The sequence below is a fragment of the Streptomyces sp. NPDC025273 genome (assembly GCF_040638585.1).
Classification (GTDB): domain Bacteria; phylum Actinomycetota; class Actinomycetes; order Streptomycetales; family Streptomycetaceae; genus Streptomyces; species Streptomyces cinereorectus.
Genome location: NZ_JBEZYP010000006.1, coordinates 234,405 through 253,060, shown reverse-complemented (window position 1 = coordinate 253,060; position 18,656 = coordinate 234,405). Strand labels below are relative to the sequence as shown.

The 18,656-nt window shown below is 72.3% G+C and carries 21 protein-coding genes and 1 pseudogene; 12 read left to right on the top strand and 10 right to left on the bottom strand.

Annotation, left to right across the window (positions count from 1 at the left end; genetic code table 11):
- Positions 1 to 109 precede the first annotated feature (109 nt).
- Positions 110 to 1,084 (bottom strand): acetylxylan esterase, encoded by a 975-nt coding sequence (locus AB0F38_RS13575; protein ID WP_361891308.1) that lies wholly within the window; start codon positions 1,082 to 1,084, stop codon positions 110 to 112.
- Between the two features lie 122 nt (positions 1,085 to 1,206).
- Here AB0F38_RS13575 and AB0F38_RS13570 point away from each other — a divergent pair, with 122 nt between their 5' ends.
- Positions 1,207 to 1,482 (top strand): DUF2087 domain-containing protein, encoded by a 276-nt coding sequence (locus AB0F38_RS13570; protein WP_361891305.1) that lies wholly within the window; start codon positions 1,207 to 1,209, stop codon positions 1,480 to 1,482.
- Between the two features lie 313 nt (positions 1,483 to 1,795).
- On the top strand, positions 1,796 to 3,097 hold the full coding sequence (locus tag AB0F38_RS13565; protein ID WP_361891302.1) for an alpha/beta fold hydrolase: 1,302 nt from the start codon (positions 1,796 to 1,798) through the stop codon (positions 3,095 to 3,097).
- 19 nt (positions 3,098 to 3,116) lie between these two features.
- On the opposite strand, the gene AB0F38_RS13560 is transcribed toward AB0F38_RS13565, so the two are convergent.
- Positions 3,117 to 3,689 carry a rhodanese-like domain-containing protein gene (locus tag AB0F38_RS13560; RefSeq protein ID WP_361891300.1) on the bottom strand — a complete coding sequence of 191 codons (573 nt, stop codon included), beginning with the start codon at positions 3,687 to 3,689 and terminating at the stop codon, positions 3,117 to 3,119.
- A 193-nt stretch (positions 3,690 to 3,882) separates the two neighbouring features.
- On the opposite strand from AB0F38_RS13560, the gene AB0F38_RS13555 reads away from it, so the two are divergent.
- On the top strand, positions 3,883 to 4,614 hold the full coding sequence (locus AB0F38_RS13555) for a PIG-L deacetylase family protein (protein ID WP_361891298.1): 732 nt from the start codon (positions 3,883 to 3,885) through the stop codon (positions 4,612 to 4,614).
- Between the two features lie 268 nt (positions 4,615 to 4,882).
- Here AB0F38_RS13555 and AB0F38_RS13550 read toward each other — a convergent pair whose 3' ends face one another.
- Positions 4,883 to 5,059, bottom strand: coding sequence for a hypothetical protein (locus tag AB0F38_RS13550; protein WP_361891553.1), 177 nt, complete (start codon positions 5,057 to 5,059; stop codon positions 4,883 to 4,885).
- A gap of 58 nt (positions 5,060 to 5,117) precedes the next feature.
- Between AB0F38_RS13550 and AB0F38_RS13545 the strand changes: the two genes are divergently transcribed.
- From AB0F38_RS13545 to AB0F38_RS13515, 7 genes are all read left to right on the top strand, one after another.
- Positions 5,118 to 5,717, top strand: coding sequence for an XRE family transcriptional regulator (locus AB0F38_RS13545; RefSeq protein ID WP_361891295.1), 600 nt, complete (start codon positions 5,118 to 5,120; stop codon positions 5,715 to 5,717).
- Positions 5,718 to 5,832: 115 nt separating this feature from the next.
- Positions 5,833 to 6,801 carry an NADPH:quinone oxidoreductase family protein gene (locus AB0F38_RS13540; protein WP_361891292.1) on the top strand — a complete coding sequence of 323 codons (969 nt, stop codon included), beginning with the start codon at positions 5,833 to 5,835 and terminating at the stop codon, positions 6,799 to 6,801.
- Positions 6,798 to 7,991: an acyl-CoA dehydrogenase family protein gene (locus AB0F38_RS13535; protein ID WP_361891289.1), complete on the top strand. Its 1,194-nt coding sequence runs from the start codon at positions 6,798 to 6,800 to the stop codon at positions 7,989 to 7,991. Before AB0F38_RS13540 ends, AB0F38_RS13535 begins: the two co-directional genes overlap by 4 nt.
- On the top strand, positions 7,988 to 9,109 hold the full coding sequence (locus AB0F38_RS13530) for an acyl-CoA dehydrogenase family protein (RefSeq protein ID WP_361891286.1): 1,122 nt from the start codon (positions 7,988 to 7,990) through the stop codon (positions 9,107 to 9,109). The genes AB0F38_RS13535 and AB0F38_RS13530 overlap by 4 nt, the downstream gene beginning before the upstream one ends.
- A gap of 200 nt (positions 9,110 to 9,309) precedes the next feature.
- Entirely contained in the window at positions 9,310 to 10,191 is an 882-nt protein-coding gene (locus AB0F38_RS13525) for a phosphatidylinositol-specific phospholipase C/glycerophosphodiester phosphodiesterase family protein (protein ID WP_361891283.1), read from the top strand.
- Between the two features lie 136 nt (positions 10,192 to 10,327).
- A complete protein-coding gene (locus AB0F38_RS13520) occupies positions 10,328 to 10,522 on the top strand; it encodes a hypothetical protein (RefSeq protein ID WP_361891280.1) in 195 nt (64 codons plus the stop codon).
- Positions 10,523 to 10,681: 159 nt separating this feature from the next.
- Entirely contained in the window at positions 10,682 to 11,431 is a 750-nt protein-coding gene (locus tag AB0F38_RS13515; RefSeq protein WP_361891277.1) for a hypothetical protein, read from the top strand.
- Between the two features lie 18 nt (positions 11,432 to 11,449).
- Here AB0F38_RS13515 and AB0F38_RS13510 read toward each other — a convergent pair whose 3' ends face one another.
- A complete protein-coding gene (locus tag AB0F38_RS13510) occupies positions 11,450 to 12,091 on the bottom strand; it encodes an endonuclease (protein WP_361891275.1) in 642 nt (213 codons plus the stop codon).
- Positions 12,088 to 12,303: a DUF6480 family protein gene (locus tag AB0F38_RS13505; RefSeq protein WP_361891272.1), complete on the bottom strand. Its 216-nt coding sequence runs from the start codon at positions 12,301 to 12,303 to the stop codon at positions 12,088 to 12,090. The genes AB0F38_RS13510 and AB0F38_RS13505 overlap by 4 nt, the downstream gene beginning before the upstream one ends.
- A 127-nt stretch (positions 12,304 to 12,430) precedes the next feature.
- Here AB0F38_RS13505 and AB0F38_RS13500 point away from each other — a divergent pair, with 127 nt between their 5' ends.
- The gene (locus AB0F38_RS13500; RefSeq protein ID WP_361891269.1) at positions 12,431 to 13,669 is read left to right on the top strand and encodes an aromatic acid exporter family protein; all 1,239 of its coding nucleotides are present in this window, start codon (positions 12,431 to 12,433) and stop codon (positions 13,667 to 13,669) included.
- A 71-nt stretch (positions 13,670 to 13,740) separates the two neighbouring features.
- On the opposite strand, the gene AB0F38_RS13495 is transcribed toward AB0F38_RS13500, so the two are convergent.
- The 5 genes and pseudogenes from AB0F38_RS13495 to AB0F38_RS13475 form a co-directional block, all read right to left on the bottom strand.
- Complete coding sequence (locus AB0F38_RS13495) at positions 13,741 to 14,178, bottom strand: SRPBCC family protein (RefSeq protein WP_361891266.1); 438 nt, start codon at positions 14,176 to 14,178, stop codon at positions 13,741 to 13,743.
- Positions 14,179 to 14,287: 109 nt separating this feature from the next.
- Positions 14,288 to 15,178: an SDR family oxidoreductase gene (locus AB0F38_RS13490; protein WP_361891263.1), complete on the bottom strand. Its 891-nt coding sequence runs from the start codon at positions 15,176 to 15,178 to the stop codon at positions 14,288 to 14,290.
- A 22-nt stretch (positions 15,179 to 15,200) separates the two neighbouring features.
- Positions 15,201 to 15,359 (bottom strand): annotated as a pseudogene (locus tag AB0F38_RS13485) (CDGSH iron-sulfur domain-containing protein); the annotation flags it as partial.
- Between the two features lie 13 nt (positions 15,360 to 15,372).
- Entirely contained in the window at positions 15,373 to 16,059 is a 687-nt protein-coding gene (locus AB0F38_RS13480) for a HemK2/MTQ2 family protein methyltransferase (RefSeq protein WP_361891260.1), read from the bottom strand.
- A 102-nt stretch (positions 16,060 to 16,161) separates the two neighbouring features.
- Positions 16,162 to 17,124: an iron-containing redox enzyme family protein gene (locus tag AB0F38_RS13475; RefSeq protein ID WP_361891257.1), complete on the bottom strand. Its 963-nt coding sequence runs from the start codon at positions 17,122 to 17,124 to the stop codon at positions 16,162 to 16,164.
- 161 nt (positions 17,125 to 17,285) lie between these two features.
- On the opposite strand from AB0F38_RS13475, the gene AB0F38_RS13470 reads away from it, so the two are divergent.
- Positions 17,286 to 18,650, top strand: coding sequence for a GAF domain-containing SpoIIE family protein phosphatase (locus AB0F38_RS13470; RefSeq protein WP_361891255.1), 1,365 nt, complete (start codon positions 17,286 to 17,288; stop codon positions 18,648 to 18,650).
- The last annotated feature ends 6 nt before the right edge of the window (positions 18,651 to 18,656 follow it).

Genomic DNA, 18,656 nt, shown 5'->3' with positions numbered 1-18,656 from the left:
CCTGAGGTGGAGAGATCACCCGCTCACCGGACAGCAAGCGCTTTCTTCCTCCGGGAAACCTAGGCTCCGCACGCGAGCCGGGTCAAGGGGTCCGGGCCGCTCCCGGGTGTCAGGCCTTCAGCAGTCGCGGCAGCCGGGCGAGCTGCACCGCCTCCTGGAACGGGCCGCCGCCCTCGTGGTCGTTGAAGTCGTACACCTCGATCTCCTTGTCCGGGTGGGCGTACGCGTTGAACGCGGCGAAGACCGTGGACGGCGGGCAGGTCATGTCCTCCAGCGCCACCGAGAACAGCGCGGGCGCCCGCCCACGCGCCGCGAAGTGCACGCCGTCGAAGTACGCCAGGGTCTCCGCGACCCGCTCGGCGCGGCCCCGGTGCGTCTTGAGGTAGTTGGCGATCTCGCGGTAGGGGTTCCGGTCGGTCACCCGGATCGCCCGGGGGAAGTCGCAGAGGAACGGCACATCGGGTGCCACGGCCGCCAGGTCGGGTATCAGCCCGCCGACCGCGAGGGCGAGGCCGCCGCCCTGGCTCGCGCCGATCGCCGCGGTGCGGCTCGCGTCGGTCAGCGGGTGCGAGCGGGCCGCCTCCACCGCGCGCACCGCGTCCGTGATCAGCCGCCGGTAGTAGTACGTGAACGGGTCCTCGATGCCCCGCGTCATGAACCCGTTGAACGACGGCCCGCTGCCCACCGGGTCCGCGGTGTCGCCCGGAGCCCACCCGCTGCCCTGGCCGCGGGTGTCCATCACGAAGTGGGCGAGGCCCGCCGACGCCCAGAGCAGATACGAGTGCGGCAGGCCGCGCCCGCCGCCGTATCCGAGGAACTCCACGACCACCGGCAGCGGTTGTGTGGTGCCGGCGGGCATGACGAGCCAGCCCCTGACCGGGTGCCCGCCGAAGCCGGCGAACGTCACGTCGTACACGGCGACGGTGGACAGCCCGGTGTCGGTCCGGAGTTCGAAGCGGGCGTCCAGGTCACGGGTTCTGGCCTCGTCGAGCGTCGCCGACCAGAACGCGTCGAAGTCCTCGGGCTCCACCGACCGGCTGCGGTGGACGCGCAGTTGATCGAGGGGCAGATCGAACAGGGACATGCGGGACCGCCTTGTATCGTAGGAATGAATGGTCATACCGTACGACGGTCGGTGCGAGGATCCGATGGGGGAGCGGGGGAAATCGCGTTGCCGCTCCGCCCGGTGCCTGCGAGGCTTCCGGGATGTCCGACACAGACACCCGCGGTTCGCATCAGGTTGCCGCGCTCTTCTCGCACGGGCGCCTGACGGCGATCCCCCGGAAGGCGGCCCGCCGTGAGCAGCTGCTGGACCACCTCGCACAGACACTGTTCGAGCGCGACCGCGTCTACACGGAGCGAGAGGTGAACGACGCGCTGCTCACCGTGCACGAGGACTGTTCGGCTCTGCGCCGCTACCTCGTGGTCGCCGGGCTGCTCGTGCGGCCCAGGGACGGCAGCAGCTACCGGCGCCTGCGGTAGCCACCCCTTACCCGGGGACGGGGGCGGGGCGGGGGCGCCCGGACGCGCGAAGCGGCCGGCCGTGGGGCGGGCCGATCTTGATCCCCAGGGGCGCGGGCGGACCATGGGGCCGGGGGCGGTGCCCGGTTCAGGGTGCCGGGGTCCGCGCCCGTGCGTATCCCGCGTGAGAGGGCGCCGGCGGTCGTACCGCCTCGTGCCCGGCGATACCCGGCGCACGCCGCGAGCCGCCGCGACGCCGGGCTTCCGGGCCGGAACCGTCCGGGGCGGGGGCGTGTGCTGAACTGTCCGGGAAGCACCCGATACAGGAGCACCCTTGAACAGCTATCGCCACCCCGGCCTCGTCCTCACCGACCACCGGTTCACGGTCCCTCTCGACCACGACGACCCGGGCGGCGAGAAGATCGAGATCTTCGGCCGGGAGGCCGTGGCGAGTTCCGGCGCCGGCCAGGACCTGCCGTGGCTCGTCTATCTGGAGGGCGGCCCCGGCTTCGGCGCCCGCCGCTTCATCGGTACGGAGGCCTGGCTGGGGCGGGCGGTGCGGGAGTTCCGCGTACTTCTCCTGGACCAGCGCGGCACCGGACTCTCCACCCCCGCCAACCGGCAGACCCTGCCGCTGCGCGGAGGCCCGCGCGAACAGGCCGACTACCTCGCCCGCTTCCGGTCCGACAGCATCGTCCGTGACTGCGAACTGATCCGCCCGCGGCTCACCGGCGGGGCACCCTGGACCGTCCTGGGGCAGTCCTTCGGCGGCTTCTGCGCGGTCCGGTACCTGTCGTCCGCTCCGCAAGGGCTCGAAGCCGTCCTGATCACCGGTGGACTGCCCTCCCTTGACGCACACGCCGACGACGTCTACCGGGCGGCGTACCCGCGGATCGAACGGAAGGTCACCGCGCACTACGCCCGCTACCCGCAGGACGTCGACCGCGCCCGCGCCATCGCCGCCTACCTCGCCGAGCACCGCCCGGAGAGCGGCGGGCACCGGCTGACGCCCGAGGGATTCCAGTCCCTCGGCATCCTGCTGGGCGGCGGCAACGGAAGTCACCAGCTGCACCACCTCCTGGAGAACGCCTTCGTGGACGGCCCGCACGGGACCGAACTCTCCGACACCTTCCAGGAGGCCATGCGTACGGCCACCTCGTTCGCCGCCCACCCGCTGTACGCCCTCCTGCACGAAGCGATCTACGGCCGGGGCGCGCAGCCCACCGGCTGGTCCGCCGAACGCGTCCGCGCCGAGTTCCCGCAGTTCGACGCCGCCGCCGCGCTGGCGGGCGACGGGCCGCTGATCTTCACCGGTGAGAGCATCCACCCCTGGCACTTCGAGGTCGACCCCGCACTGCGCCCGCTGCGCGAGACGGCCGAGCTGCTCGCCGCCCGCACCGACTGGCCCGTCCTGTACGACACCGACCGGCTCGCCGCGAACGAGGTGCCGGTGGCGGCCGCCGTGTACCACGACGACATGTACGTGGACACCGGGCACGCGCTGCGCACCGCCGCCTCGATCCGCGGTCTGCGTACGTGGGTGACCAGCGAGTTCGAGCACGACGGGCTGCGCGCGAGCGGCCCCCGGGTGCTGGACCGCCTGCTCGCCCTCGTCCGGGGGGAGAGCGACCGGTAGGGCACGCACCCGGGGCGGGTCAGCGCTGCAGGGCCTCCAGCGTGGCGTCCAGGTCCGCCCCCGAGAGCGGCGTGCGGTTGTACGGCAGCTTCGACAGGGCCGCCGCCATGCCGCAGGTGTTGCTCACCGCGGAGTACACGAGACCGGCGCCGATGCCCGCGGACAGCCACCGCGCGGCCGGGAGGCGCGTGCCGGCCAGGAGGCCCGCCACGACCAGCGAGCCGGCGGCGAGCCGCACCTGGCGCTCCATGGGCCAGGTGGCGCGGGCACCCTCCGGGCGGTCCAGACCACGTCCGTCGCCCTCCCAGGCGGACGTCCCGCCGGTCAGGGTGGCGGCGTCGATATCGGCGGCGGCGAGGATCTCGCAGGCCCGGGTGGAGCGCACGCCCGAGGCGCACACCACGAGCAGGGAGCCGCGGGCCGAGGCCGACTTCAGGGCCGGCACCGCCTCGTGGAGCCGGTCGAGCGGAACGTTCAGAGCGCCGGGCACATGCCCGGCGGCGTACTCGCCGGGAGCCCGCACGTCGATGACGGTGAACTCCTCCAGGCGGGCCGCGGCCTGGGCGGGGGATAGGGAGGCGGGGCTGGTCACGGGCGGTTTCCTTTCGTTGCCGGGGCGGGGGAGGGAGGGAGTCCCGCACGCCCTGCGCGTAAGAATACCCCTGTGGGTATTCTGTGCCGCTCCTGCTCGCGCGAGGGGCCGGCGGAGCGACTCCGGCTTCCCCTGCCCCGATACGTCCCCGAAATGCACCCTGCCGGGACAGCCGCCGGATAGCCTGCCGGTCATGACGCAGCAGCTGGAACCCATGCCCTCGGACTGGCGGCGGGCGCTGGCGGTCGTCGCCCACCCCGACGACCTGGAGTACGGCTGCGCCGCTGCCGTCGCAGGCTGGACCGACGCGGGACACGAGGTCAGCTATCTCCTCGCGACCCGGGGCGAGGCCGGGATCGACACCATCGCCCCGCACGAGTGCGCCCCGCTGCGGGAGCGGGAACAACGGGCGAGTGCCGAGGTCGTCGGCGTCCGCACCGTGGAGTTCCTCGACCACCGCGACGGTGTGATCGAGTACGGGACGGCCCTGCGCCGGGACATCACCGCGGCCATCCGCCGGCACCGGCCGGAACTGCTCATCACCCTCAACCACCGCGACACCTGGGGCGGTGTCGCCTGGAACACCCCTGACCACCGTGCCGTCGGCCGGGCCACGCTGGACGCCGCGGGCGACGCGGGCAACCGCTGGATCTTCCCGGAGCTGGCCGAGCAGGGCCTGGACCCGTGGGACGGGGTGCGCCTGGTGGCCGTCGCGGGGACCGACACGCCCACGCACGCCGTCGACGCGGCAGCGGGATTCGAACGTTCGGTCCAGTCGCTGCTGGCCCACCGCACCTATATCGAGGTGCTGACGGACGAGGATCCGGAGGCGTACTGCCGTACCTTTCTGGCCGGCACCACCGGCGCGGCCGCCGAGCGGTTCGGCGGCCGGCCGGCCGTGGCCTTCGAGGTCTTCGCCCGCTGAGGGCGCCGACTGGACGGTGACCGCCTACGGTCGCCCGTGCCGCCTTGCTGCGAGCTGGCCGCCCACGCCCGGAACGAGCGAGTACAGCCTCGTCCGCTTGCGCCGGGCATGCGCACCACCCGGACGATCACGAAGAGGTGGGCGCACCCGTGGGTGGGGCCGGCCGACGAGGACGCGGCGGGCAGGTGCACCGTCGCCAGGTTGGCGAGGAGCACGAGCAGGGAGACGAGCTCGACGCGCGGGCCGCGATCAGGAGCAGGCGCATCCGTCACACCCCCGTCGTCGAGCCGGGACGGACGATCATGAGTTCCGTGACAGTCGCCCGGAGCAGGTTGAACAGGCCGGTGTACATGCCGAGCCTTCGGGTCGCACCCGGGCCGGCGGCGTCCCCCGAGGCGAGTGCGTCCTGTCCGGGCAGGATCAGCGCCTTCCGCGGTGCGGCCACCGTCCAGGATTGACAATGCCATTTGCCGGATCCGCAATCATCGGTATGAATGGAGGGCATGAAGGATCAGCCCCAGGACGACCCCGAACTCGACGCCGTACTCACCGGAGTCGGCCCACGGCTGCGCCGGCTGCGCAAGGACCGGGGTGTGACGCTCGCGGCGCTGTCCGAGGCGACGGGAATCTCCGTCTCCACCCTCTCCCGGCTGGAATCCGGCGGCCGGCGCCCCAGCCTTGAGCTGCTGCTCCCGATCGCCCGGGCCCACGAGGTGCCCCTCGACGATCTCGTCGGTGCGCCGCCCGTCGGTGACCCGCGGGTCAGGGCGAAGCCGATCGTGCTGGGCGGGCGCACCGCGCTCCCGCTCACCGGCAGGCCGGGCGGCCTCCAGGCGTACAAGTTCGTCCAGGAGGCCGGCTCCTGCGAGCCGCCCGAGCAGCGCACCCATGAAGGGTACGAGTGGCTGTACGTCCTCTCCGGCCGGCTGCGGCTCCTGCTCGCCGAGCACGACCTGGTCCTGGGGCCCGGTGAGGCCGCGGAGTTCGACACCCGGCTGCCGCACTGGTTCGGGCCCGCGGGTGACGCGCCGGTCGAATTCCTGAGCCTCTTCGGTCCCCAGGGCGAGCGGATGCACGTCAGGGCCAGACCGAAGCGTTCCTGAACACACGGCACGACCGTCACCGTCCGAAGCGGTCCCAAGTGTTCCCAGAGGGGCAAGCGACCGCTTAGTATGCCCCGGAGCAGTGGTAATGCCGACAGTGTTGTGGAGGCCCCTCATGCAGGCATGGCGAGTGCACCGGAACGGCGAGCCGAGCGAGGTGATGGAGCTCGAAGAGACGGACCGGCCCACGCCCGGCGACGGGCAGGTGCTGCTGAAGGTGCTCGCGGCGGACGTCAACTTCCCCGACGCGCTGCTCTGCCGCGGGCAGTACCAGGTCAGGCCGCCGCTGCCGTTCACGCCCGGAGTCGAGATCTGCGGTGAGACGCAGGACGGGCGCCGGGTGCTCGCCACCCCCGCCCTTCCCGGCGGCGGCTTCGCCGAGTACGTCGTCGCGGACGAGGCGGCCCTGCTGCCCGTCCCCGACGCCCTGGACGACGCCGAAGCTGCCGCACTGCACATCGGCTACCAGACCGGATGGTTCGGCCTCCACCGCCGCGCCCGTCTGCAGCCGGGCGAGACCCTGCTGGTGCACGCGGCGGCGGGCGGGGTCGGCAGCGCGGCGGTCCAGCTCGGCAAGGCGGCCGGCGCCACGGTCATCGGAGTCGTCGGCGGACCGGAGAAGGCCGCGATCGCCCGCGACCTGGGCTGCGACCTCGTCATCGACCGCCGGAGCGAGGACATCGTGGCAGCGGTGAAGGAGGCCACCGGCGGGCGCGGGGCGGACGTCGTCTACGATCCGGTCGGCGGGGACGCCTACGCCAAGTCCGTGAAGTGCATCGCCTTCGAGGGCCGCGTCGTCGTCGTCGGCTTCGCGAGCGGAGCCATCCCCACCCCGGGCCTCAACCACGCCCTGGTGAAGAACTACTCGATCGTCGGCCTCCACTGGGGCCTGTACAACACCAAGGACCCGGCCGCCGTCCGTGCCTGCCACCACGAGCTGACCGGGCTCGCCGCGCAGGGAGTCGTCAAGCCCCTGGTCAGCGAGCGGCTCCCGATGGCCGACGCCGCACGCGGTGTCCAGCGGGTCGCCGACGGCACCAGCACCGGCCGTATCGTCGTCCTGCCGGCAGGAGGCACCCGATGAGCACGGCGATCGACGCGGCGGAGATCCGCCGGCGCACCCAGGAGCTCCTGGCCGCCCACCCGCCGGCCACCACGGACCGCACCGACTTCCTCCGGGCCCGCTTCGACGCCGGCCTGGCCTGGGTGCACTACCCGCTCGGGCTCGGCGGACTCGACGCGCCGCGTTCCCTGCAGCCCGTCGTCGACGCCGAACTCGCCGCCGCACAGGCCCCCGACAACGACCCGCGCCGCATCGGCATCGGGCTCGGGATGGCCGCGCCGACGATCCTCGGCTACGGCACCGACGAGCAGAAGCAGCGCTTCCTGCGCCCCCTGTGGGTCGGCGAGGAGGTGTGGTGCCAGCTCTTCAGCGAGCCGGGCGCCGGATCCGACCTGGCCGCCCTGGGCACGCGCGCCGTGCGGGACGAGGGGGGTGACTGGGTGGTCGACGGACAGAAGGTCTGGACCTCCAGCGCCCACGTGGCCCGCTGGGCGATCCTGATCGCCCGTACCGACCCCGACGTTCCCAAGCACCGGGGCATCAGCTACTTCATCTGTGACATGACCGACCCCGGTGTCGAGGTACGCCCGCTGCGCCAGATCACCGGCGAGGCCGAGTTCAACGAGGTCTTCCTCACCGGCGTACGCATCCCCGACAGCAGGCGGCTCGGACCGGTCGGCGACGGCTGGAAGGTCGCCCAGACCACCCTGATGAACGAGCGCGTCTCCATCGGCGGAGCCCGGATCCCGCGCGAGGGCGGCATGATCGGGACCGTCGCGAAGACCTGGCGCGAACGCCCCGAGCTGCGCACCCACGACCTCCACCAGCGGCTGGTCACCCTCTGGGTCGAGGCCGAGGTCGCCCGGCTCACCGGTGAGCGGCTGCGCCAGCAGCTCGTCGCCGGACAGCCCGGCCCCGAAGGCTCCGGCATGAAGCTCGCCTTCGCCCGCCTCAACCAGGAGATCAGTGGGCTGGAGGTCGAACTCCTCGGCGACGAAGGCCTGTTGTACAGCGACTGGACCATGCGCCGCCCCGAGCTCGTCGACTTCACCGGACGCGACGCCGGATACCGCTATCTGCGCTCCAAGGGCAATTCCATCGAGGGCGGTACGAGCGAGGTCCTGCTCAACATCGTCGCCGAGCGGGTCCTCGGCCTGCCCGTCGAACCGCGCAACGACAAGGACGTCGCCTGGAAGGATCTCGCCCGATGAACGCACAGAACGAACCCGCCCAGGCGCCCGGCCTGCTCTACTCGGAGACGGAGGAGGACCTGCGGTCCGCCGTGCGCTCCCTGCTCGCCGACCGGGCCGACGCGCCGACGGTGATCGCCGGAACCGAGTCCGGCACGCCGTACGACCCGCGGTTGTGGGATTCCCTTGCCGCCGGGATCGGTGCGGCCGGGCTGCTGGTGCCGGAGAAGCTCGGCGGACAGGGCGCCACCCACCGCGAAGCCGCCGTGGTCCTGGAGGAGCTCGGCCGCAGTGTCGCCCCCGCCCCGTATCTGACCAGCGCCGTCGTCGCCACCGAGATCCTCCTCGCTCTGGACACGCAGGACGGTCCGGTCGGCGCACTTCTCGGCGACCTGGCGGCAGGCCGCAAGGTCGCCGTCCTCGCCCTGCCGTTCGCCACACCCTCCGCAGACGCCGCGGCGGCGATGACCGGCCCCCTGGACCGGACCGTCACCGGTGTCGCCGACGCGGCCGCGGCCGATGTCCTGCTGGTGCCCACCACCGAGGGTCTGTACGCCGTCGGGACCGGGGCCGACGGTGTCGCCGTCGAGCCGCTCGTCCCGCTGGACCTGACCCGCCCGCTCGCCGCGGTCACGCTCACCGGGGCGGCCGGGACCCTTCTCGCGGCGGCCGGACCCGCGGCGGAGGCCGTGGCCAAGGGTCTGCTGACCGGTGCCGGACTGCTCGCCTCCGAACAGCTCGGCCTCGCCGAGTGGTGCCTGACCGAGACCGTCCGGCACACCCGCGAACGTCACCAGTTCAACCGGCCGGTGGGATCGTTCCAGTCGCTCAAGCACCGGATGGCCCAGCTCTGGCTCGAGGTCGTCTCCGCCCGGGCAGCCGCCCGGAACGCCGCGGACGCGCTGGCCACCGGCAGCCCCGACGCACCGCTCGCGGTGGCGGTGGCCCAGGCGTACTGCTCCAGGGTCGCGGTCCACGCGGCGGAGGAGTGCGTCCAGCTGCACGGGGGGATCGGTATGACCTGGGAGCACCCCGCGCACCTGTATCTGAAGCGGGCCAAGGCCGACTCGATCGCGTACGGCACGGCGGGACGCCACCATGAGGCGGTCGCCGAGCTGGTGGAGCTGCCCGCCCCGTAGGGCGGTCCCGGAGCGGGGGCGCGTGACCACGTGCCCCCGCTCCGTCGTGTCCACGCGGGGCGCGCGCGGGTAACAGCAGGCGCAGCGCAGCCGACCGGCGGACGACCACCCTTCCAACTCTTGGCAGGTACCTGCCTTTGGTGGGGGTCGTGGCTCCATACTCGTCGCGTCCCTGCCCGCCCCTCGCCTCAGGAGACCCCATGGCACACCTGACCCGCCGCAGAGTCGTCGGCACCGCCCTCGCCACCGCAGCGGCGGGCGCCTTCATCCCCGCCCAGACGGCCGCGGCGGCGCCCGCCCGACCGCGAGGCCCGCGCCCGCTCGCCCACGCCCACGCGCACAACGACTATCTGCACCCGCGTCCCCTCCACGACGCGCTCGCGCACGGGTTCACCAGCGTCGAGGCGGACATCTTCCTCGTCGACGGCGAACTGCTCGTCGCCCACGAGGAGAGCGGCATCGACCCGGCCCGCACCCTCATCTCGCTCTACCTGGACCCGCTCCTGGCCCGGATCAGGGCGAACCACGGCACGGTCCACGCCGGGCACCGCACGCCGTTGCAGCTGCTGATCGACATCAAGACCGACGGCGCCGCCGCCTATCTCGCACTCGACGGCGTGCTCCAGCGCTACCGGCACGTCCTGACCCGCTACAGCCGCGGCCGGGTCCGCACCGGCGCCGTCACCCCCGTCATCTCGGGAGACCGCGCCACCCGTATCCCGATGGAGGCACAGCCCACGCGGTACGCCTTCTACGACGGCCGCCTCGACGACCTGGGCACGGCGGCACCCGCCTCCTTCATCCCGCTCATCAGCGCCAACTGGACCCAGAACTTCAGCTGGCAGGGCACCGGACCGTTCCCCGCCGCCGAACGGGACAGGCTGCGCGGTCTCGTCGCCACGGCCCACGCCAAGGGGCAGCGCGTCAGGTTCTGGGCCACGCCCGACACGGCCGGTCCCGCCCGCGACGCCATGTGGAACGAGCTGCTCGCCGCCGGCGTCGACCACCTCAACACCGACGATCTGGCGGGACTCGAAGCCTTCCTCCGCCGCCGCGACCGGTACAGCCGCTCCGGCGCCTGACCACCCCCACGCGGGGCAGCCCGTCACCGTGCGTCAACACCCGTTCGGCGGACACGCCAGTGCGCCGGACGGCCTCCCCGCTGCGCCACACTGGCGGCCGAATGCCGCAATTCCGGCGCGGCGGAGGAGGTTGGCCATGGCCATTTCGATCTCACTGGTGCTCTTCCTGCTGATCCTCGCAGCGATCTTCCTGCGCAACGGCGGACTCAAGCTCTCGCACGCGATCGTCTGTGCGCTGCTCGGCTTCCTCATGGCCGGTACGAGCATGGCGCCCACCATTCACGAAGGCATCACCGCCACCGCGAACGTGGTCAGCGGCCTGCATCCCTGAACCCACGCACGCTCCGGGTGCGAGACAATCGACCCGATCGCGGCAGAGCGCCGCACGGGACACGCACGGGGCGATACGGTCGCCGTCGGGCCCCTGCGCACGCTCCGTCGACCTGGCCAGGACCTGATCGCTCCTCGCCACGCACCTGGAGACGCAGCAATGTCATTTCCGCAACCCGGACGGCAATCGGGCGCCGCCCATCACGAGCACTGCAACAGCGCCCTGTGCTGCCGCTGCCAGCAGCGGCAGTGGTCGACGCACCTCGGCAACGAGCGCCTCTGCGGCCCCTGCGCCTCCTGCTGCCGTGACTGCGGCCGGGCCCCCGCCCCCCACCTGGACGGCCTCGACGAGGGACTCTGCGCGGAATGCCGCGGACAGTGCGGCCGATGCGGCAACCGGCTGCCCGCCGAGGGCCCCTGCACCTGCCGGAAGTGGAAGGAGCGAGGGGCCATCACACCCGTCGGTTACGTCCTGCAGGCGTTTCCGCAGCCGCTGCTCCAGGCTCTCGCCCACCGCACCCCCCGGTCCGTGTACGACCTGGTCCACCAGGAACTCGCCCGCCGCACCCCCGACCAGCTCCTGGACCGGGTGGAACGACGGTGGAACGTCCGCTGGGCCCACGCCCTCCACGAGAAGGACGAGGACGGCCGACGCCGCTGGGCCCCGCAGGAGATCGCCGAAGCACTGCTCAGCCCTGGCCGGTGCGCGGACCCGCAGTGCGAGGACGGCTATCTGGTCACGACCGACACGCCGTGCGGGCAGTGCCTGCGCCCCACGCACCGCTTCGTCACCTCGGTGGCCGACCACACGGCGACCACGGCCCACGCGAGGGCCAGCGCGGCGCGGATCCGCCGGGCGCTCGTGGAGGGCCGCTCCACGAAGCCGGGTGCGCGGCGACCGCCGCGCTGAGCAGCGGGTGGGGCGGGCTCAGGCCGCGCTCCGGACCGACGCCGCGGCGTCCTTGTCCAGAGCGGTCCGTACCAGGGCCGCGGCGAACACCGCGGGATCCCGGCCCTTCGCCAGCCGCGTCAGCGCCGCAGGCGAGGTGGGCAGACCCAGCCGCTCGGCGCCCTGCAGCGCCTTCGCGTCGAGATAGGGGGCCGTCTCCGGCCACACCGTCTGCACCTCGCGCAGGAAGATGTCCGCGCCTGTGGGACCCACGCCGGGAAAGCGCTGCAGCGCTTCGCGCACCGCACCGGTGACACCTTCCGCGCCCCGGCGCAGGCGCCGCAGATCCCCGCCGTACGCGTCGAGCAGCTGGACGGCGCCGTCGCCCAGCTGGGTCGCCGTCCGCTCGTCGTACCGGCGGTACCCGCCCTCACCCAACGCGTCCACGCGCTGCTGCCACGTCGCCTCGGCCATCCGGCGCGGGGTGCGCATTCCCTGCGCGTACAGCGCGCGGGCCGAGGCCACGGCGACCGAGGCGCGGATGGGCGCGCTCAGCAGGTCGCTCAGCACGAGGAGCTGGTACAGCGGCTGAGGGGTGTCGCGCAGCCGTATGCCCGCCTCGTCCGCGTATGTGGTGCCGTGCAGCAGCAGCAGCGTGTCCAGCGTCTCGCGGTCGCTCACAAGCCGAAGATGCGGGCGATGAAGAAGCCGGCGACGACGAGCGAGCCGAAGAGGACGATCCCGGCCCAGAAGGCGGGGTGCTCCCAGATGCCGCCGTCCGCACGCTCGACGTGCGCCTCGCTGATGCACCCTTCGCCCGGAGGTGTCTCGCCCGGGGGCGTGAGCGGGCGCCTGGGTGACAGAGAACTCGGGGGAGTGTGTGAGATAGCCATACCTCCACCATCCCTCTGCTTCGCCCGGCTCGCACCGCGGGTACGCGAGGGCTCCTGGGTACGTCCGTACGGAGCCTGCCTGCCGTCCCCAGCACTGCGAAGCCCCGGAACGGGGCACGTTCAAGGAATGCCTGGAGTATCAGCGCCCGCGCCCGTCATCAAACTCGTGCAGCGCACCACCGAGCCTGCCGCGGCACAGGTGCTGCGGTCCACCGCTGCGGCCGTCATCGCCTTCGCCGTGGCCCAGTGGGCACTGCCCGAACCCCATCCAGCGCCCCTGACCGCCCCCCTCACGGCTCTGCTCGTGGTGCAGGTGACGCTCTACGCCACGCTCACCACAGGGATCCGACGTGTGAACTCGGTCGTCGTCGGCGTGCTGATCGCCAGCGGGTTCAGCTCCCTGGTGGGGCTGAGCTGGTGGAGTCTGGGGCTGACGATCTTCACGTCGCTGCTGATCGGGCGCTTCGTCAGAGTGAACGAGTTCGTGCCCGAGGTGGCCATCAGCGCGATGCTCGTGCTCGGCGTCTCCCAGGTCGCCGACACCGCCTGGGAGCGTGTGTTCGAGACCCTCATCGGCGCGGGGGTCGGGCTCCTGTTCAACCTCCTGTTCGCGCCGCCCGTCTGGGTCGAGACGGCCGGCGCCTCCATCAGCGGTATGGGGGCGCGGATGGGCAGCATGTTCCGCGCCCTGGGCGAGGAGATCGGTGGCAACCATCCCGTACCGGAGGCCGCCGCGCGCCTGCACGAAGCCCGCCGCCTGGATCACGACATCGTGGAGGTGGACGCCTCGCTGCGCCAGGCAGAGGAGAGCCTGATGCTCAACCCCCGGGTCCGGCAGGGGCTGCTGTACCGCGTCGTCCTGCGCACCGGCCTCGATACGCTGGAGATCTGTGCCGTGGTGCTGCGTGTACTGACGCGCACCCTGACCGACCTGGCCAAGGCGCGCACCGGGGAGGCGCTCTTCCCCGAGGACGTGGCCGCATCCCTGCGGGAGCTGTTCGGCCACATGTCGGACGCGATCGAGGGGTTCGCGGTGATGATCACGACGCCGATCGCCGCCAGCGGGGAGGAGGCCGAGGAGCGCCTCTCCGAGGCGCTCAGCCGCAGTCGCGCGACTCGCGACCGGGTGGCGGACCTGCTGCTCGAGGACGTCCAGGAGCATCCCCGGCAGTGGCAGCTGCACGGTGCCCTGCTCGCCGAGATCGACCGCATCCTCGACGAACTCGACATCGACAAGCGCACGGAGCGCCTCGGTGAAGAACTCGACCGCCGGTCGGCGGAAGTGCATGAGCGTCACCCCCGACTCCAGGCGGTGCTCCGCCGGCTGCGCGGTGCCACGCAGAGCAGGCCGCGGGCAGAGGCCTGAGGGAGCCGCCGGACGGCACCGGCACGGATGGAGCGTGGGGCCCGGGGGCCGGCCACCAGGTGTCCGACGGCTCAGCTCTCCCCGTCCTCGCACAGCTCGGCGAGCCTGCTCAGCATGGCCCGGTGACGCAGCTGGATCACGGCGTCGAGGGCCACGTTGTGCAGTGCGGCGCCCGCGCCCCGCAGGGGATGCTCGTCGACGAGCAGCAGGGTGTTGTCACCCCACGGGCGCACGTCGAAGGCGACCCTCGCGGTACCCAGGTGCCCGCTGTCCACTTCGAGTTCCAGGATCCGGGGCGGCTCGCACCGGCGCACGACCGTTTCGTTGGCCAGGTCGAAGGGGCCGATCCTGACCCGGTAGGCGATGGTGGAACCGACTTCCGGCCACCGGCCCTTCGCCGGGTGGGACTCGGCCGTGCCGACCACCCAACGGTCGTAGCGCTCCCCGTCGGACAGGACGGCCCAGACCGCGTCCGGGCTCTTTCTGATGAGCTTGTGCCGTACAGCCATGGGCTCCTCCGGCTTCTGGCCTGCGATCGGCCCCCCTGCCAGCGTAGGGCGGCCCGTCCGGTCCGGCCCGGCGCGGCGACGTCCGGCAGCCGTCGCGCCGGAGCTGGGATCAGGGGAGCGGGGTGCCGCCGGTGGCGTTCATGATCTCCCCGGTGATGAAGCTTGCCCGGGAGGACGCGAGGAACACATAGGCCGGTGCCATCTCGGCGGGCTGGGCCGGTCGTCCCAGCGGGCTCTGCTTGCCGAACTCGGTGGTGTCGGGCATCGTCGCGGGGATCAGTGGGGTCCATACCGGCCCCGGGGCGACGGCGTTCACACGGATCCCGTCGGCGGCGAGCATCTGGGCGAGTCCCTGGGTGAACGTGACGATGGCCCCCTTCGTCATCGCGTAGTCGAGAAGGTGCGGGCTCGGCTTGTAGGCCTGCACCGAGGTCGTGTTGATGATCGACCCTCCTGCCCGGATGTGCGGCAGCGACATCTTGCTGAGCCAGAACATGCCGTACAGGTTCGTCCGGACCACCCGGTCGAACTGCTCGGTGGAGATGGCCGCGATGCCGTCGGGCTGAGACATCTGATAGGCCGCGTTGTTGACCAGTACGTCGATCCGCCCGAACTCCGACACCGCCTTGTCCGTCAGCGCACGGCACTGCTCCTCGTCCCGGATGTCGCACACGACGGCGACGGCGCTCCTCCCCGCCTCCTCGACCAGCCGTGTCGTCTCCCGCGCGTCATCCTCCTCGCCGGGCAGGTGGCTGAACAGGACGTCCGCCCCCTCGCGTGCGTACGCCAGCGCCACGGCCCGTCCGATTCCGGAGTCGCCACCGGTGACCACGGTCCGGAAGTCCTGGAGCAGGCCGCTGCCCCGGTAGCTGTCCTCACCGTGGTCGGGCGGCGGGTCCATCGGTCCCGTCCACCCCGGGGTCTCCTGGTGCTGGTCGGGAAAGTCCGGCCGGGGGTGTGCGGTCGTGGGGTCCTGCGGACGGTCGGCCTCGCTCGGCATCGGTGTGCTCCTCTCGGTTCGTGCGACGCCGGTGACTGGTGTCGCACCACGGGTACATCCGGCTCCGCCGACAGGTGCAGACTGCGACGAGGAACCGGTTCGACATGGCCACAGTGCCGTCGGCACACGTGACTTCCACGGGCCCTTCGATCAGCAGAGGGCCTTCGTCGTCCACGGAGATCCTGCGGGGACGTTCAGGGGCGTTCGGCACGGATGACCACCAGTTCCTCGGTCGTGTCGCTCCGGCCCACCAGGCCCGACTCCCTCAGCCATCGGAGTCTGGACCGCAGCACGGGCCCGAGGGGTACGCGGGCGCGGTCGCTCACGCGCGCGTCCAGACCGGCCTCCGACAGACGGCGCACGGTCGCGTCGCTGTCACACAGGCCGGAGTGGACCATCAGCAGCAGGCCCCCGGGACGCAGCGCGGCCGGAGCCGCGGCGCATACACGGTCGAGGACCGCACGCCCGTCGCACCCGGCGTCCCAGGCCCGCGCGGCACCGTGCCCCGGCAGCCGGCCGATCGGGGACGGCACGTACGGCGGATTGCAGATCAGCAGGTCGTAGCATCTGCCGGGCAGTGCGGACAGGAGGTCGCTGCGCTGCACGGTGATGCGATGGCGGTGCAGCAGCGCGTTCAGCCGTGCGGTCATCACGGCCCGCCGCGCGATGTCCACGGCCGTCACCCGCGCCCCCAGCCGCGCCGCGTGCAGGGCGAGCGCACCGCTGCCCGTTCCGAGGTCCAGGACGTCCGCGCCGGGGCCGACCTCCTCCCGGTCCAGGGCAGCCATGAGGAGACGGGTGTCATGCTGCGGCGCGTACACGCCGGGGAGCGTCAGCAGCCGGGGCGGCCGGGCGCGTTCCCGGGTCAGTTCTGCGGACATAGAGGACTCCTCGATTTCGTGAAACGACTCGGTGGCTCCGATTCGGTGGATCCGCCTCCGCGACGCCGCGTGTCCGTGCCGACGGGACGGCGTCCGGCTGGATCAGGTCTGCCAGTCCGTCAGCAGCCGGTCCCCGAGCCGATCCTCCAGACAGGTGGTCGCGGTGATCCCGAAGGCGATGTCGGCCGCCAGCTCCGGTTCGTCGTCGAGCAGCCCGCCGATGACGTCACGGCGCACCACCTGCTCGTGGACCGCGTCGGCCTCGACGTGCTCCGTGTAGAAGAACTCCGCCGCCGGCCCCGCACCCGTCCGCTTCATCGCACGGGCCAGCCGCCGGGACGCGGGTGAGGAGGTGATCTCGACAGCGGCGAAATGCCCCACCAGCGCCCCGCGCAGCCGGCGGTGCAGTCCGAAGAGCGACATCAGGTTCACCAGCGCCAGCATCTCCGCGCAGCCGTCGTCCAGATAGCGGCCGTACGTGCTGTCGAGGCCCAGATCGGTCATGAGGCCGGCGAACAGCCGGGCGTGGACGCGGTCCGCGCGTCCACCTCCGAACTCGTCGTACTCGATCGCCGCCATGCCTGCCTTGGCCCGTCCGGTCAGCCGCGGCAGCACCCAGGCGTGCGGGTCGGCCTCCTTGAGGTGGTAGAGCGAGCGCTGCACCGCGTAGGCGCGCAGATGCCGCAGTTCGCCCCGGTCCTGCAGGAACCATGAGAGCCCGGTCCCGTGGACCGGTTCCACCAGCAGACCGGCCAGTACGTCGTCCAGGTCCGCCGATTCCGTGGCATCGGACCGCAGAGCGGCGAGGAAACGTTCCTCCATCTCGGCGCGCACGGTGAGTAGATCCGGATCCCACTCCAGCTCCGGTCGGACGCCGGCGAAACCCCGGTAGTGCAGTTCGTAACAGACGTACAGCGCCAGATGCAGATCGTCACCGTACGGATCGGTGTCCCCGGCGGAGCCGGGGTCCGGCAGAGGCGCGTCACCGCGCAGATGGCCGACCACGCCGGCCGACATCGGGCCGCGCGCCCGCGGAAGAGAAGGGCCAGTGCGTTGATCGGACATGGGTGCCTCCTGCCCCGTCATCCACGGAAACCACACAGGCATCGTGATCGACTGTACGCCGGAGGTCCTGCCGCGGCCTTCCGGCATGTGCCGGGCCCGGCGGCCAGGCAGACAATCGATGAAGGGGCCGGGAAATACCCGTCCCGCTCGAAGGAGCACTCATGTGCGCTGACCCGGATCACCCCCGTGGTGATCCGCCGGACGGTGACGACGCGTACGAGGTGGACCAGAAGGTCCAGCACGCGCTGGACCGGCTGACGCTGCTGATCAACGCCGCGGAGGCGCTGGCCAGCACCCTCGACGAGGAGACCGGCCTGCGCCGGCTGTGCCACACCCTCGTGCCGGGGCTCGCCGACTGGTGTGCCGTGGACCTGCTGGACCGCCGGGGCCGCCTGCGCAGGATCGTCGTCGAGCACCGCGACGCCGACCGGCTCTCGCCCGGCCTGTACGAGGGATTCCTCCCGCCCATCGAGGGCTCCGCCGCAGCCGCGGTACGGGCCCTGCAGGGGGCCGGCCCGATACTGCTGACGGATTTCCTCCCGCCGCACCGTGCCGCCGACCCACTGCACGCGCGCGAGCTCGAACTCTTCGACCGCATGACCGCCGACACCGCCGTGGTCGCTCCGCTGCGGGCACGCCGTCAGGTGCTCGGCGTCATCACCCTCGCACGGACCACGAGCGAGGCCCGGCTCGACGAGGACGTGCTGCCCCTTGTCGAGGACCTCGTCCACAGGATCGCCCTGGCCGTCGACAACTCACGCCTGCACTTCGAGGCCCAGCACACCGCCGAACGCCTGCAACGCTCGCTCCTGCCCGACCTGCCGACCGAGGGACCCGTGGAGCTCGCCGCCCGCTACCAGTCGGCTGTCGCCACGGCCCAGGTCGGCGGCGACTGGTACGACGCGTTCCTGCTGGCCGAAGGCGCCACCGCGCTGATCATCGGAGACGTGGCCGGCCACGACCTGCGCTCCGCGGTGACCATGAGTCAGATGCGCAACATGCTGCGGGGCATCGCCTGCGACCGCAAGGAGCCGCCCGGCAAGATCCTGGCGCGACTCGACGCGGCCACCCACATCCTCTACCCCCACCAGACGCTGACCTGCATCTACGCCCTCGTCCAGAAGCCGGCCCCCGACGGGCCCTGGCAGCTGCACTACGCCGTGGCCGGCCACCCCGCACCGCTCCTGGTGACCTGGGACGGCGCCACCCGCTTCCTCGAAGGCGGCCGGAGCATGATGCTGGGCGTCGACCCGGACGAGCACCGCCCGGACGACACGGAGCCGCTCCCCCCGAAGTCGACCGTCCTGCTCTACACCGACGGGCTCGTCGAGCGCCGTGACGAAACGCTGGACCGGGGCCTGGCCCGACTGCGCCAGCACGCGGCAGCGCTGGCGCGCGAGCCCTTGGAGACCTTCTGCGACGAGCTGCTCAGCGGACTCGCGGCAGCCGGTACGGACGACGTGGCCCTGATCGCGGTCCGGGTCGCAACGCCGGAAGCGAGCCCCGCCACCGCCACCGTGGAATGACGCCTC

Excerpts from the sequence above, each read along its gene's own strand:
- AB0F38_RS13545 (WP_361891295.1), top strand. The coding sequence starts at position 5,118 with ATGAAGGATCAGCCCCAGGACGACCCCGAACTCGACGCCGTACTCACC.
- AB0F38_RS13535 (WP_361891289.1), top strand. The coding sequence starts at position 6,798 with ATGAGCACGGCGATCGACGCGGCGGAGATCCGCCGGCGCACCCAGGAG.
- AB0F38_RS13530 (WP_361891286.1), top strand. The coding sequence starts at position 7,988 with ATGAACGCACAGAACGAACCCGCCCAGGCGCCCGGCCTGCTCTACTCG.
- AB0F38_RS13500 (WP_361891269.1), top strand. The coding sequence starts at position 12,431 with ATGCCTGGAGTATCAGCGCCCGCGCCCGTCATCAAACTCGTGCAGCGC.
- AB0F38_RS13575 (WP_361891308.1), bottom strand. The coding sequence starts at position 1,084 with ATGTCCCTGTTCGATCTGCCCCTCGATCAACTGCGCGTCCACCGCAGC.
- AB0F38_RS13495 (WP_361891266.1), bottom strand. The coding sequence starts at position 14,178 with ATGGCTGTACGGCACAAGCTCATCAGAAAGAGCCCGGACGCGGTCTGG.
- AB0F38_RS13520 (WP_361891280.1), top strand. The coding sequence starts at position 10,328 with ATGGCCATTTCGATCTCACTGGTGCTCTTCCTGCTGATCCTCGCAGCG.
- AB0F38_RS13480 (WP_361891260.1), bottom strand. The coding sequence starts at position 16,059 with ATGTCCGCAGAACTGACCCGGGAACGCGCCCGGCCGCCCCGGCTGCTG.
- AB0F38_RS13555 (WP_361891298.1), top strand. The coding sequence starts at position 3,883 with ATGACGCAGCAGCTGGAACCCATGCCCTCGGACTGGCGGCGGGCGCTG.
- AB0F38_RS13570 (WP_361891305.1), top strand. The coding sequence starts at position 1,207 with ATGTCCGACACAGACACCCGCGGTTCGCATCAGGTTGCCGCGCTCTTC.
- AB0F38_RS13540 (WP_361891292.1), top strand. The coding sequence starts at position 5,833 with ATGCAGGCATGGCGAGTGCACCGGAACGGCGAGCCGAGCGAGGTGATG.
- AB0F38_RS13505 (WP_361891272.1), bottom strand. The coding sequence starts at position 12,303 with ATGGCTATCTCACACACTCCCCCGAGTTCTCTGTCACCCAGGCGCCCG.
- AB0F38_RS13470 (WP_361891255.1), top strand. The coding sequence starts at position 17,286 with ATGTGCGCTGACCCGGATCACCCCCGTGGTGATCCGCCGGACGGTGAC.
- AB0F38_RS13490 (WP_361891263.1), bottom strand. The coding sequence starts at position 15,178 with ATGCCGAGCGAGGCCGACCGTCCGCAGGACCCCACGACCGCACACCCC.
- AB0F38_RS13475 (WP_361891257.1), bottom strand. The coding sequence starts at position 17,124 with ATGTCCGATCAACGCACTGGCCCTTCTCTTCCGCGGGCGCGCGGCCCG.
- AB0F38_RS13525 (WP_361891283.1), top strand. The coding sequence starts at position 9,310 with ATGGCACACCTGACCCGCCGCAGAGTCGTCGGCACCGCCCTCGCCACC.
- AB0F38_RS13515 (WP_361891277.1), top strand. The coding sequence starts at position 10,682 with ATGTCATTTCCGCAACCCGGACGGCAATCGGGCGCCGCCCATCACGAG.